The sequence below is a fragment of the Cupriavidus sp. CuC1 genome (assembly GCF_044627735.1).
Taxonomy (GTDB): Bacteria; Pseudomonadota; Gammaproteobacteria; order Burkholderiales; family Burkholderiaceae; genus Cupriavidus; species Cupriavidus ulmosensis.
On sequence record NZ_JBIUHC010000012.1, the window covers coordinates 54,402 to 66,974 of the forward strand.

Sequence of the window (12,573 nt, forward strand, 5' to 3'; positions counted from 1 at the left end):
GACAAGAAGGATCGCGGTTGCAGGAAATTTCTTGAGCGTCCCAACCTGAGACCGATGGCCCTGCCATAAAAGTTATCTACAAGTTACTTAGACCTGGCGCGATCCGACAATGCTGGCGATCAGGTTAGCGCGTGCGGCCGTTGTCAGATCGAGACACTTACCTGTCACGCGGCCGTCACGCCATCATCACGCCACCGTCATGTGGCCCATGCATCGTAGCGGTCTTTCGACACCATTCTTCTCCTACATGCGCATCCTCCCGTCCGCGACCGTCATTGCCGTTATCGCCGTCACCGCTGCGGCCTGGGCTTTACCCGTCGCGGCCCAGGCCATAGCCCCTGCCGCCTACCCCGCCACCCTCGCCGGCCACGCCATCCTGCCCGCGCAGAGCTATATCGCCGCGCCCAAGGATGCGCCGCAGGATCTCCTGGCAAGCGGCAAGTTCACCACCGGCGCGCGCGTGGAAAAGATCGGCGCGGTGGAAGGCCAGTCGAACAACCGGCCAACAGACGTATCGCTGCCCTTCAAGGGCCAGCCGCTGCAAGGCCATTCCGGCATCAAGCACATGGCGGACGGCAGCTTCTGGGTGCTGACCGACAACGGCGCCGGCAGCAAGGCCAATTCGCCGGACTTCATGCTCTACCTGAATCACTACAAGGTGGACTTCAAGAACGGCAAGCTCCATCGCCTGGGCACCGTGTTCCTGCACGATCCGGACAAGAAGGTGCCCTTCCGCATCGTTCACGAAGGCAGCAGGCAACGCTACCTGACCGGTTCGGACTTCGATACGGAGAGCTTCCAGTTCGCCGGCGGCGCGCTGTGGATCGGCGACGAGTTCGGGCCCTTCCTGATCAAGGCCGACCTGCAAGGCAAGGTGCTTGCCGTGTACGACACGCTGGTCGACGGCAAGGTTGTCCGCTCGCCCGACCATCCCGCCGTGACCACGCCGGGCGTGCCGGGCGGCGCGGTGGATTTCCAGGTCAAGCGCTCCAAGGGCTTCGAGGGCATGGCCTCGTCACCGGACGGCAGCAAGCTCTATGCCCTGCTGGAAGGCCCCGTGTGGAACGCCGAAGCCAAGGACTTTGAACGCATCGACGGCAAGGAAGCCCTGCGGGTGCTGGAGTTCGACACCCAGGCCGGCAAGTGGACGGGCCGCTCCTGGAAGTACCCGCTGGAAGCCAACGGCAACGCCATCGGCGACTTCAACATGATCGACGCCACCACCGGCCTCATCATCGAGCGCGACAACGGCGAAGGCACGGCCGACAAGGCCTGCCCCGAAGGCCAGAAGCGCAACGACTGCTTCTCGGACATCGCGAAGTTCAAGCGCATCTACAAGATCGAGCTGACCGACGCCAACGCGGGCGGCCCGGTCCGCAAGATCGGCTACATCGACCTACTCAATATCGCCGACCCCGACAAGCTGGCCCGCAAGCCGCTGAACGACGGCGTGCTCAAGTTCCCGTTCTTCACCATCGAGAACGTGGATGTGGTGGACCCGACCCACATCGTGGTCGGCAACGATAACAACCTGCCTTTTTCCAGCAGCCGCGAGCCGAACAAAGCGGACGACAACGAGCTGGTCCTGCTCGAGGTCGGTGAGTTCCTGAAGGCACGTTGAGCCTGGCTGGCGCGGCGCGCCTTGCGCCGCGCTCGTCCCTGTGCTGCTTCCGTCCGGGGCTTGGCGTTTGGGCGCTCTCGTCAACTCCGTGGGACTCTGCTCGGAGATTGCGCCGTGGCCGCTGCCGATCGCAACTAGTCAGTACACATACCAAGCACTGCTCCAGCAGTAGGCTTCCCATCGTGAGTATGGCGCGGTGCTCGAGGCGGAGACGCGTCCCTTTTCCCGTTATTCCGCAAAAACTTCCTGCAAGGTGCGCAGGGTGCTCAACAACGTTTTATCGGCCACCACACCGGCTTTCTTGACCAGGCGCACTTTGTCCACCGTGCGAATCTGGTCGAGCAAAATCAACCCACTCTTCTTCATGAAGGTGATCGGAACGCGGAACGGCGCAGGCTGCCCCTTCGTTGTCATCGGCGCGACGATGACCGTGCGCAGATGGTCGTGCAACTCGGGCGGTGACACGACCACGCAGGGACGCGTTTTCTGAATCTCGCTACCCAAGGTCGGGTCCAACGCGACCAGCCATATTTCACCGCGCGCTACCACACGAGCTCCGCATCACCCGCGTTGGAGAATTCGCCCATCACCAGCGCGTCATCGCCGGCTGCAGCGACATCCTTGCTGGCTTCAGCCCAACCCGCACGAGCCTTCCTTTGCGCACGCCGAATGACCAACGTGTCATCCTCAACTTCCATGTCCACTTCACCCTCCAAACCGAGCTGAGCAAGGATCGGCTTGGGGATCAATACACCCTGCGAATTACCCATCCTGCGAATCATCGTTCTCATAGCATCACCGTAAGCACAATGTTATACCATCCAATGCTGAATGGCAACACAATGTTATTACATCCTGGCTCAATCATCTAATATCACCGAAAGCATCGCCCACAACTGCCATCGCCTCCCGCCGCTCCTGTGGCAAGCGCACATCCGCAATGACGCGCTGCGCCGTCTGCATCTAGCCGCGCAGAGCGGCGAGACGCTGTTCTACCTCATGCGGCCCCAGGCTTCTCAAAAGCGCATACCGGCAAGTGTACTTATCGGCATATTAGTGGTGGTGGGGGGGGGCCGAAAAAGCTGTGTCCATGGGCGCAACGGGCAGATCCGCATGCGCAACTACTACAGGCACGATCCCCGCGACGCGAAAGGGGAAGCCCGAAACGCGCGGGTCAATGAACCCCATCCATGGCTAAGTCGGCATCTGCAAACGCGCGCAGCATGGATTGATGTTGGCGATTCGCCGGAACCCTTGCGCAGGTCATATTGCGCAGTACGCGCTGGAGATCGCCCATGAGGCCGACGTGACCAAGATGGTAAAAACGGTTTTTCAAACGCGCCAGGACCCACCAGCCTGGAGGAAGAGAAAGCCGGTGCCTCGCACACCAGAGATACCGCCTGCTGGGCGTGGACGGCATCCCCCCCGGCCCTTGCCACCTGCCCCTACACCTCCAGCCACTCCTTGCGAATAGCCGCATTGGCCTTCAGATCCCCCGGCGTGCCTTCGAACACGATATGCCCGTGCCCCATCACATAGACCCGCTGGGAAATATCCAGCGCGATGGCCAGCTTCTGCTCGATCAGCAACACCGACACGCCACGCTCCTTCAGGACCTTCAGGTAATCGCCCACCAGCGTGACGATCATCGGGGCCAGCCCTTCGGTAGGCTCGTCGATCAGCACCAGGTCGGGGTCGCCCATCAGGGTGCGGCACAGCGTGAGCATCTGCTGCTCACCGCCGGAGAGCACGCCGGCGGCGGTGTTCTCACGCTCCTTCAGGCGCGGGAACATGTTGTACATGTCCTGCACCGTCCAGCGGGGCTTGGACTGGCGCGGATTGCGCTTCTCGCCAAGTTGCAGGTTCTGGCGCACCGTGAGCGTAGGGAAGATATCCCGGTTCTCCGGCACGTAGCCCACGCCCAGGTGGGCGATCTCGAAGGTGCGCCGCCCGAGGATCTCCTCGTCGCGAAAGCGCACCGAGCCCTCAGCCTTGACCATGCCAAGGATGGCCTTGGCCATGGTCGAGCGCCCCACCCCGTTGCGGCCCAGCAGCGCGACGATCTCGCCTTCGCCGATATGCGCATCGACGCCGTGGAGGATATGGCTCTTGCCGTAGTAGGCGTGCAGGCCCTGCACGTCCAGCATGCGCTTGCCCATCAGTGCGCTCCCTCAGTAGCAGGTTCGTCCAGGGTCGTGCCCAGGTAGGCTTCCTTGACCTTGCGGTTGGCGCGGATGGCTTCGGGCGTGTCGGTGGCGATGACCTCGCCGTAGACCAGCACCGAGATGCGGTCGGCCAGCCCGAACACCACGCTCATATCGTGCTCCACCATCACCAGGGTCTTGCCCACGGTGACGCGACGGATCAACTCCACCGCATGGTCGGACTCAGAACGGCTCATGCCGGCCGTGGGCTCGTCCAGCAGGATCACCTCGGCGCCGCCGGCAATGGTGATGCCGATCTCCAGCGCGCGCTGCTCCGCATAGGTCAGCAGGCTGGCCTGGGTGTTGCGGCGGTGCTGCAGGCCGATCAGTTCCAGCACTTCGTCAGCCCGCTCGCGCGCGTCGCGCAGCTCCGAGAGACGATGCCAGAACGAATACTTGTAGCCCAATGACCAGAGCACGGCGCAGCGCAGGTTCTCGAACACCGACAGGCGGTGAAAGATATTGGTGATCTGGAAGCTGCGCGACAGCCCCATGCGGTTGATCACGAAGGGCTGTAGCCCGCCTATCTGCTGGCCATTGAGCTTGACCGTGCCCGAGCTGGGCGCAAAGCGGCCAGAGATCAGGTTGAAGGTGGTCGACTTGCCGGCGCCGTTGGGGCCGATCAGCGCATGCCGCTCACCCTTGGGGATGGTCAGGTTGACGCCCCGGATGATCTCGGTCTGGCCGAATTTCTTGCGTACATCGTTCAGTTCCAGTGCGGCGCTCATGCCGTGCCTCCCGCCATTTCGGCCTGTACCTTGTCCCACGTGGCGCGTACCCGCGTGCGGGCAGCGCGGCAAGCCAGCAGGCCAGCCACCCACAACGCTGCCGCCACCAGCCACGGTGCCACGGTGCCGGCGTCGAAGCCGATGCGCAGCAACGACATCTCGGTGCCGTTGGCGCTATCCACCTGCACCTTGTAGACCAGTTCCACGGTGAGGATCACCGCCGCTAGCAGCACCAGCCCGGCGGCCGCAGCGATGCCGTAGTCGGGCAGCATGCGGCGCAGCTTGCCGCGCGCGAGCAGCGGCACCTGCATCATCAGCAGGCTGGCGATGCCGCCGGGCACGAACATGACCATCAGCACAAAGAACAGGCCAAGGTACAGCAGCCAGGCCTTGGTCAGGTCCGACAGTGCCACTGCGAACAGGATGAAGACCACGGCGCCGATCACCGGGCCGAAGAACACGCCCGCACCGCCGATGAAGGCCGCCAGCAGCACCCCCCCGGAGCGCACCGCACTGACGTTCTCGGCCGACACGATCTCGAAATTGATGGCCGACAGCGCCCCCGAGATGCCGGCGAAGAACGCCGACAGGATCAGCACCAGGTAGCGCACGCGCTGCGTGTTGTAGCCGATGAATTCCACCCGCTCCGGGTTGTCGCGCACCGCGTTGGCGATGCGCCCAAGCGGCGTCTGGGTCCAGGCGTACATGGCCGCCATGGACAGCAGGCACCACACCGCGATCAGGTAATACACCTGGCGGCCGGGGCCGTAGGTGATGCCGAACACGGGGTCTCCCACCATGCGGTTGGTGGAGATGCCGCCCTCGCCGCCGAAGAAATCCGGGAACATCAGCGAGCTGGCAAATACCATTTCCCCGATGCCCATGGTGATCATGGCGAAGGTGGTGCCGGACTTCTTGGTGGTGACGTAGCCGAACAGCACACCGAAGAAGGCGCCGGCCAGGCCGCCAACCACCGGCAGCAGCGAGACCGGCAGCCATACCTTGCCCGCGCCAACCATATTGAGCACGTGGATGGCGATGAAGGCGCCCAGGCCCGCGTACACCGCATGGCCGAACGACAGCATGCCGGTCTGCCCAAGCAGCATGTTGTAGGACAGCGCGAAGATAATCATGATGCCCATCTGCGACATCAGCGTGATGGCGAAGCCGCCGGTGAAAAACAGCGGCATCACCAGCATCAGGGCGGCGGTCAGGCCCCAGATCGCCCAGCGTGCCAGGTTCATCGGGCGGTAGCGCATGGTGCGGCCCGTCACGACCGCCTCGCGGCGTTGTTGCATTGTCGTCTCCATGCTGTCAGCCCTCCCGGGTACCCATCAGACCACGCGGGCGGAAAATCAGCATCACCACCAGCAACAAATACGGCAGTACCGGGGCAACCTGCGCCACCGTGAGCTTCCATAGCGAAGACAGCGGCGTGCTGTCGGTAATCTGCAGGCCGATTGAGCCCAGCAAGCCAGCCAGCGAGGCGTCGAGCGTGACGGCAAAGGTTTGCAGCACGCCGATCAGCAGCGAGGCAATGAAGGCCCCCACTAAAGACCCCATGCCGCCCACCACCGCCACCACGAAGATGATCGACCCCACCGCTGCCGCCATCGACGGCTCGGTAATAAAGGCATTGCCGCCGATCACGCCGGCCAGCCCCGCCAGCGCGGCGCCACCGCCAAAGACCATCATGAACACGCGCGGCACATTGTGGCCAAGCGCTTCGACCATCTCGGGATGCGTCAGCGCCGCCTGGATCACCAGCCCGATGCGGGTGCGGGTGAGCACCAGGTAGATCGCCACCAGCATGGCCAGCGACACCAGCATCATGAAGGCGCGGTACTTGGGGAACGACGAGGTGAATACGGTAAACAGCGGCCCGTCCAGTTCGGCCGGGATGCGGTAGGGTACGGCGGCCAGGCCCCATACCAGCTTCACGCCTTCCTCGATCAGGTAGGCCAGGCCAAAGGTGAACAGCAACTCGGCCACATGCCCGAACTTGTGCACGGTGCGCAATCCGAAGCGCTCGACCAGCGCCCCGGCGCCGGCCACCAGCAGCGGCGCGAAGATCAGCGCGGGCCAGAAGCCGATCTTGCTGGCGATAGTGTAGGCGAAGTACGCGCCCAGCATGTAGAAGCTTGCGTGCGCGAAGTTCAGCACGCCCATCATGCTGAAAATCAACGTAAGCCCGGAAGAGAGCATGAACAACAGCAGCCCGTAGCTGATGCCATTCAACAGGGAAATGACGAAGAATTCCACAACATATCCTTCATTCTGACGCCGGCCAGCCACCTGGCTGCCGGCAGCCGGCCGGTCTGGAAACGGTTGCACGCGGGTGCAAACGGGTGTGCGCCACCCGCCCGGGGCCGCAAGCGCTGCCCCGGGCCGACCGAAGTATGCAGGATCGGGCGGCGCGCCGGAACCCGACGCGCCGCCCGCCAAGCGCGCAGGCTTAGCCCGGGCGCTTCATCTGGCAGGAAGTCGGCTGCGCTGCCACGTACTGGTCCATCAGCGCATCGGTCTTCCAGCCAAAGCCGGTGTTTTCCTGGTCGAACTTGACCTCCTTGCCATCAACCTTGGTCCAGGTGGCCACCACCAGCGATTGCTGGGCCTGGTGATCCGAGCCGCGCATCTCCACGGTGCCATTCAGGCTTTCGGCCTTGATGCCTTCGAGCGCCTTGGCCACCTTGACCGGATCCGTCGACTTGATGTCCGTGAATGCCTTGCCCAGCATGGCGATGCCCGTGTACGCGGCCATCACGTAGAAGTCATCGTTGTACTTCTTCTTGAAGCCTTCGATGACGTCGCCGCCCTTGAAGCCCTTGTTGTTGGGGTTGTAGTAGCCGACGTACTTGACATGCCCGGCTTCCGACGGCCCCATGGCGGTGGGCACGCCAGTGGTGGCGGCGTAGTAGGTGTAGTAGTTGGTGCCCAGGCCCGCGTCCTTGCCGGCCTTGATCAGCAGCGCGAGGTCGCTGCCCCAGTTACCGGTGATGACGGTATCTGCGCCGGAGGCCTTGATCTTGGCCGCATACGGGGCAAAGTCCTTGACCTGTGCCAGCGGATGCAGGTCTTCGCCGACGATCTGGATGTCCGGACGCTTGCGCTTGAGGTAGTCCTTGGCGGCGCGCGCCACCTGGTGGCCGAACGAGTAGTTCTGGTTGATCAGGTAAACCTTCTTGACGTTGGGATCCTTGGCCAGGAAGGTGGTCAGGGCTTCCATCTTCATGTCGGAGTTGGCGTCGAGCCGGAAATGCCAATAGTTGCACTTGCTGTTGGTCATGTCCGGGTCCACCGCGGCGTAGTTCAGGTAGACGATTTCCTTGCCCGGATTGCGCTCATTGTGCTTGGCCACCGCGTCTTCCAGCGCCATGCCCACGGAGGAGCCGTTGCCTTGCACGATATAGCGGATGCCCTGGTCCACCGCCTGCTTGAGGATGGTCAGGCTTTCCTGTGGCGAGAGCTTGTTGTCGAAGCCAACCACTTCAAACTTGTTGCCACCGCCCCAGTTCTTCTGGTTGGCGATGTCCGCCACATACTGCCAGCTCTTGAGCTGGTTCTGCCCCACCGGCGCCATCAGCCCGGACAGCGGGTCGATAAAGGCAATCTTCACCGTATCGGCAGCCGCGACCCCGGAACCCATTGCCGCGAAAATGGCCGTGGCGGCCACGAGCGGACGCAATCTGATCATGCTTGTCTCCTTCGGTTTTATTGTTGGCTGTTGTTGATCCCGGTTCGCGGCGGCGCTCTCTCCCACGACCTCGCGCGCCGCGAACCTGTCCTGCAATCGCCGGCATCGAAGGCCGGCAAGCATTGGCGGCTCTATGGCCGCCTTGGGGTCAGGCCGCCGGCAGGCGGTAGTCCTTGAACTGCTCGCGCAGCTTGAGTTTCTGCATCTTGCCGGTAGCGGTGAGCGGAATCTCGGTGACAAAGACGACGTCGTCGGGGATCCACCATTTGGCGACCTTGCCTTCGAAGTACTTCAGCAGTTCCTCGCGCGTCACCTCGGCCCCCGACTTCTTCATCACGACCAGCAGCGGGCGCTCGTCCCACTTGGGGTGATAGCAGGAAATGCAGGCCGCCATGTGCACCGCCGGGTGGGCCGCCGCGACGTTCTCGATATCGATCGAGGAGATCCACTCGCCGCCGGACTTGATCACGTCCTTGCTGCGATCGGTGATCTGCATATAGCCGTCGGGGTCGATGGTGGCCACGTCGCCCGTGGGGAACCAGCCATCCACCAGCGGCGACGCGTCGTTGCGGTAGTAGTGCTCGATCACCCAGGGACCGCGTACATGCAGGTCGCCAAACGCCTTGCCATCCCAGGGCAGCTCGTTGTCGTCGCCGTCGACGATCTTCATGTCCACGCCGTAGATCACGCGGCCCTGCTTTTCCTGGATCTTCTGCTGCTCGTCTTCCGGCAGGTCGTTGTGGCGCGCCAGCAGCTTGCAGGAGGTGCCCAGCGGGGACATCTCCGTCATGCCCCAGGCGTGGATGGTCTCCACGCCGAGCGCCTTGAGCGCGCGGATCATGGCGGGCGGCGCGGCCGAGCCACCGATCACGGTGCGATGGAAGGTGGAGAACTTGAGATTGTTGGCCTGCACATACTGCAGCAGGCCCAGCCATACGGTGGGCACGCCGGCCGAGAAGGTCACCTTCTCCTGCTCGAACAGTTCGTAGACCGAGGCGCCGTCGAGCTTGGCGCCCGGCAGCACCAGCTTGGCGCCCACCAGCGGCACCGAGTACGGCAGGCCCCAGGCATTGACGTGGAACATCGGCACCACGGGCAGGATCACGTCACGGGCCGAGCAGCCCAGCGCGTCCGGCAGCGCCGATGCGTAGGAATGCAGCACGGTGGAGCGATGCGAATACAGCGCGCCCTTGGGGTTGCCGGTGGTGCCGGAGGTGTAGCACAGGCTGGAAGCCGTGTTCTCGTCGAACTGCGGCCACGTGTAGTTGCCGTCCTGCGCGTCGATCAGGTCCTCGTAGCACAGCAGCGCAACTTTGGCGTTGGCCGGCATGTGCGAGCGGTCGCTCATCATCACCCAGCCCTTCACGCCCGGGCAATGCGCCGCCACGCCTTCCACCAGCGGCAGGAAGGTGGCATCGAAGAACACGTACTGGTCTTCGGCGTGGTTGATGATGTAGGCGACCTGCTCGGGGAACAGGCGCGGGTTGACGGTATGGCATACCGCTCCCGAGCCCGATACGCCGTAGTAGATCTCCAGGTGACGATAGCCATTCCAGGCCAGCGTGCCGACACGGTCGCCCGACTGCACGCCCAGCGCGGCGATGGCCTGGGCCAGCTTGCGCGAGCGCAGCTCGCAGTCGCGGTAGGTATAGCGGTGCAGATCGCCTTCGGTCCGTCGCGAGACGATTTCCGTGCCGCCATAGTGGCGTGCGGCGTGCTTGATGATGGAGGAAATGAGCAGAGGTTCGCTCATCATTTGACCCATCAATGCCATGGAATAGTCTCCTGTGATTTCTCGGAATCCGTCAAAAAAACGAACAACCGTTCTATTTTTGGGCCGATTGTTCCCATACTTTGATGAAGCGTCAACGGGAATCCGTTGTGCGCCGCCATATCCGGCATGCCGGGTGGCTGCACATCTGCCCCATGCCGGTGCGCTGGGGGCAGGATTCAAGGTCAGTCTGGAAACATTGCGGTGACAATAGCGGTCAGAGATGCGAGTGACGGCGTGGAAGTACAATAACGCCTGCCATGTTGCACCTCAACATGTCGTTTTCCCTAGCCTGCAAGCGCACTTGCGGGAAATTCGACGAGCCGGCGCTGCACCGCCCAGCTACCCAAAGTGATGCCCCTGTGAATTCTCCCGAGCTAACCAACCTTCCCCAAGCCTTGCCTGAGGCCGCCTTCTCCGCCCCGCTGGACACTGCCGAACCGCGGCCGCCGTTCACGAGCGTGCCGGGCTTTGCAGAGTTGGGCCCGCGCTTCTTTACACGGCTCGCGCCGACGCCGCTACCCTCCCCCAGGCTGGTCAGCGTGTCGGCCTCCGCCGCCGGCTTGCTCGGCTGGGATGCGGATGCCGCAACGCAGCGTAGCTTCATCGAAACTTTTGCAGGAAATCACGTGCCCGAGTGGGCCGACCCCCTCGCCAACGTGTACTCGGGCCATCAGTTCGGGGTCTGGGCGGGCCAGTTGGGCGACGGCCGGGCGATTCGCCTGGCCGAGGCGCGCACCGCCTCCGGCCCCTGGGAAATCCAGCTCAAGGGCGCCGGCATGACGCCCTACTCGCGCATGGCCGATGGCCGCGCCGTGCTGCGCTCCTCGATCCGCGAATACCTGTGCTCCGAGGCGATGCAAGCCCTGGGCGTGCCCACCACCCGCGCCATGTGCATCATCGGGTCCGACGCCCCGGTGCGCCGCGAAACCATCGAGACCGCCTCCGTGGTGACGCGCCTGGCGCCGTCCTTTATCCGCTTCGGCCATTTCGAGCATTTCGCGGCCCGCGAGGACATCGGCGCGCTGCGCCAGCTGGCGGATTTCGTGATCGACCGCTTCATGCCCGAGTGCCGCGAGGACAAAGAGCCCTACCAGGCGCTGCTGCGTGAAGTCTCGCTGCGCACCGCCGACCTGATGGCCAAGTGGCAGGCCGTGGGCTTCTGCCATGGCGTGATGAACACCGACAATATGTCGATCCTCGGCCTGACCATCGACTATGGCCCCTTTGGCTTCCTCGATGCGTTCGACGCCAACCACATCTGCAACCATTCCGATTCGCAAGGCCGCTACGCCTACAGCCAGCAGCCGCAGGTTGCGTTCTGGAACCTGCACTGCCTGGCCCAGGCGCTGATGCCGCTGTGGCGCGAGCGCGATGGCAACGCCGATGCCGAAGCCGAAGCCAACAAAGCGGCCACCGACGCCGCGGTGCAAGCCGCGCGCGCCGCGCTGGATCCGTTCCGCGAGCGCTATGCCGCGGCCTTTTTCCAGCAGTACCGGGACAAGCTCGGCCTGCGCGCGACAGGCGGCCCCGATGCCGACGACGAGCCGCTGCTGACCGACCTGTTCCAGCTGCTGCACGCCCAGCGCGTGGACTACACCTTGTTTTGGCGCAACCTCGCCCGCATCTCCTCTGCCGATGGCAGCCAGGATGCCCCGGTGCGCGACCTGTTCCTGGACCGCGCGGCGTGGGACGCCTGGGCCGAAGGCTACCGCGCCCGCCTGCGTGCCGAGAACTCTGTCGACGCCGCGCGCGCCGTGGCCATGCTGGCGGTCAACCCCAAGTACGTGCTGCGCAACCACCTGGCCGAGACCGCTATCCAGCGTGCGCGCGAGAACGACTTCAGCGAAGTGGACCGCCTGCTGGCCGTGCTGTCGCGCCCGTTCGACGAGCAGCCGGAGGCCGAAAGCTATGCCGCGCTGCCGCCGGACTGGGCAGCCGGGCTGGAAGTGAGCTGCTCGTCATGAAGGCGCAGCGGCAATGTAAGGTTTGACAGGGCAGATACGACCAACTGGCCTTGGGTGACGAAAAGCGGGCTGCGCAACAAGCTGTGCGCCTGCCGAGTCTCCCGGCCAACGAGAAAGGAAAGCCGAATATGACCACGCACAAGACCGAAGCCGAGTGGCGCGAGCAACTCTCCGACATCGAGTACCGCGTTGCCCGCGAAGCCGCCACCGAGCGGCCCTTCACCGGGCGCTACTGGGATCACTGGGAGCGCGGCACCTACCGCTGTGTCGGCTGCGGCACGCCGCTGTTCGAAGCCAGCACCAAGTTCGACGCCGGTTGCGGCTGGCCGAGCTACTTCCGCCCGATCAACGGCGAGGTGATCGACGAGCACACCGACCGCACGCACGGCATGGTCCGGGTGGAAGTCCGCTGCAAGGAATGCGGCAGCCATCTTGGCCACGTTTTCGAAGATGGCCCCGCGCCCACCGGTTTGCGCTACTGCATCAACTCGGCTGCGCTAAAATTCGACGAGCGCGACCCCGCCGACCTCAATGCGGGTGACGCCGCGCCGACATCGCCCGACACGCCGCGCTAAGCCCGAACCGCCC

Annotated in this window: 11 protein-coding genes; 3 read left to right on the top strand and 8 right to left on the bottom strand. The window is 63.9% G+C overall.

The features are described from left to right. Positions 1 to 247 precede the first annotated feature (247 nt). A complete protein-coding gene (locus tag ACGLHR_RS07650; RefSeq protein WP_400093020.1) occupies positions 248 to 1,621 on the top strand; it encodes an esterase-like activity of phytase family protein in 1,374 nt (457 codons plus the stop codon). Between the two features lie 228 nt (positions 1,622 to 1,849). Here the strand turns inward: ACGLHR_RS07650 and ACGLHR_RS07655 are convergent, their stop codons facing one another. The 8 genes from ACGLHR_RS07655 to ACGLHR_RS07690 form a co-directional block, all read right to left on the bottom strand. Next, complete coding sequence (locus ACGLHR_RS07655; protein WP_318235876.1) at positions 1,850 to 2,170, bottom strand: type II toxin-antitoxin system PemK/MazF family toxin; 321 nt, start codon at positions 2,168 to 2,170, stop codon at positions 1,850 to 1,852. Further along, complete coding sequence (locus ACGLHR_RS07660) at positions 2,164 to 2,412, bottom strand: AbrB/MazE/SpoVT family DNA-binding domain-containing protein (protein WP_318235875.1); 249 nt, start codon at positions 2,410 to 2,412, stop codon at positions 2,164 to 2,166. The genes ACGLHR_RS07655 and ACGLHR_RS07660 overlap by 7 nt, the downstream gene beginning before the upstream one ends. A gap of 654 nt (positions 2,413 to 3,066) precedes the next feature. Then, positions 3,067 to 3,780 (bottom strand): ABC transporter ATP-binding protein, encoded by a 714-nt coding sequence (locus ACGLHR_RS07665; protein ID WP_267603127.1) that lies wholly within the window; start codon positions 3,778 to 3,780, stop codon positions 3,067 to 3,069. Further along, positions 3,780 to 4,553 (bottom strand): ABC transporter ATP-binding protein, encoded by a 774-nt coding sequence (locus ACGLHR_RS07670; protein WP_318235874.1) that lies wholly within the window; start codon positions 4,551 to 4,553, stop codon positions 3,780 to 3,782. Before ACGLHR_RS07670 ends, ACGLHR_RS07665 begins: the two co-directional genes overlap by 1 nt. Beyond that, entirely contained in the window at positions 4,550 to 5,863 is a 1,314-nt protein-coding gene (locus ACGLHR_RS07675) for a branched-chain amino acid ABC transporter permease (protein WP_318235873.1), read from the bottom strand. Before ACGLHR_RS07675 ends, ACGLHR_RS07670 begins: the two co-directional genes overlap by 4 nt. Positions 5,864 to 5,867: 4 nt before the next feature. Continuing rightward, complete coding sequence (locus tag ACGLHR_RS07680) at positions 5,868 to 6,815, bottom strand: branched-chain amino acid ABC transporter permease (RefSeq protein ID WP_400093022.1); 948 nt, start codon at positions 6,813 to 6,815, stop codon at positions 5,868 to 5,870. Between the two features lie 193 nt (positions 6,816 to 7,008). Further along, complete coding sequence (locus ACGLHR_RS07685; RefSeq protein WP_400093024.1) at positions 7,009 to 8,247, bottom strand: branched-chain amino acid ABC transporter substrate-binding protein; 1,239 nt, start codon at positions 8,245 to 8,247, stop codon at positions 7,009 to 7,011. A 148-nt stretch (positions 8,248 to 8,395) separates the two neighbouring features. Continuing rightward, positions 8,396 to 10,021 (bottom strand): 3-(methylthio)propionyl-CoA ligase, encoded by a 1,626-nt coding sequence (locus ACGLHR_RS07690; RefSeq protein ID WP_400093025.1) that lies wholly within the window; start codon positions 10,019 to 10,021, stop codon positions 8,396 to 8,398. Between the two features lie 359 nt (positions 10,022 to 10,380). Here ACGLHR_RS07690 and ACGLHR_RS07695 point away from each other — a divergent pair, with 359 nt between their 5' ends. After that, complete coding sequence (locus tag ACGLHR_RS07695; RefSeq protein WP_400093027.1) at positions 10,381 to 11,985, top strand: YdiU family protein; 1,605 nt, start codon at positions 10,381 to 10,383, stop codon at positions 11,983 to 11,985. Positions 11,986 to 12,113: 128 nt separating this feature from the next. After that, positions 12,114 to 12,560 (top strand): peptide-methionine (R)-S-oxide reductase MsrB, encoded by a 447-nt coding sequence (msrB, locus tag ACGLHR_RS07700; RefSeq protein WP_267603142.1) that lies wholly within the window; start codon positions 12,114 to 12,116, stop codon positions 12,558 to 12,560. The last annotated feature ends 13 nt before the right edge of the window (positions 12,561 to 12,573 follow it).

Excerpts from the sequence above, each read along its gene's own strand:
- ACGLHR_RS07650 (WP_400093020.1), top strand. The coding sequence starts at position 248 with ATGCGCATCCTCCCGTCCGCGACCGTCATTGCCGTTATCGCCGTCACC.
- ACGLHR_RS07660 (WP_318235875.1), bottom strand. The coding sequence starts at position 2,412 with ATGAGAACGATGATTCGCAGGATGGGTAATTCGCAGGGTGTATTGATC.
- ACGLHR_RS07665 (WP_267603127.1), bottom strand. The coding sequence starts at position 3,780 with ATGGGCAAGCGCATGCTGGACGTGCAGGGCCTGCACGCCTACTACGGC.
- ACGLHR_RS07670 (WP_318235874.1), bottom strand. The coding sequence starts at position 4,553 with ATGAGCGCCGCACTGGAACTGAACGATGTACGCAAGAAATTCGGCCAG.
- ACGLHR_RS07675 (WP_318235873.1), bottom strand. The coding sequence starts at position 5,863 with ATGGAGACGACAATGCAACAACGCCGCGAGGCGGTCGTGACGGGCCGC.
- ACGLHR_RS07685 (WP_400093024.1), bottom strand. The coding sequence starts at position 8,247 with ATGATCAGATTGCGTCCGCTCGTGGCCGCCACGGCCATTTTCGCGGCA.
- ACGLHR_RS07690 (WP_400093025.1), bottom strand. The coding sequence starts at position 10,021 with ATGGCATTGATGGGTCAAATGATGAGCGAACCTCTGCTCATTTCCTCC.
- msrB (WP_267603142.1), top strand. The coding sequence starts at position 12,114 with ATGACCACGCACAAGACCGAAGCCGAGTGGCGCGAGCAACTCTCCGAC.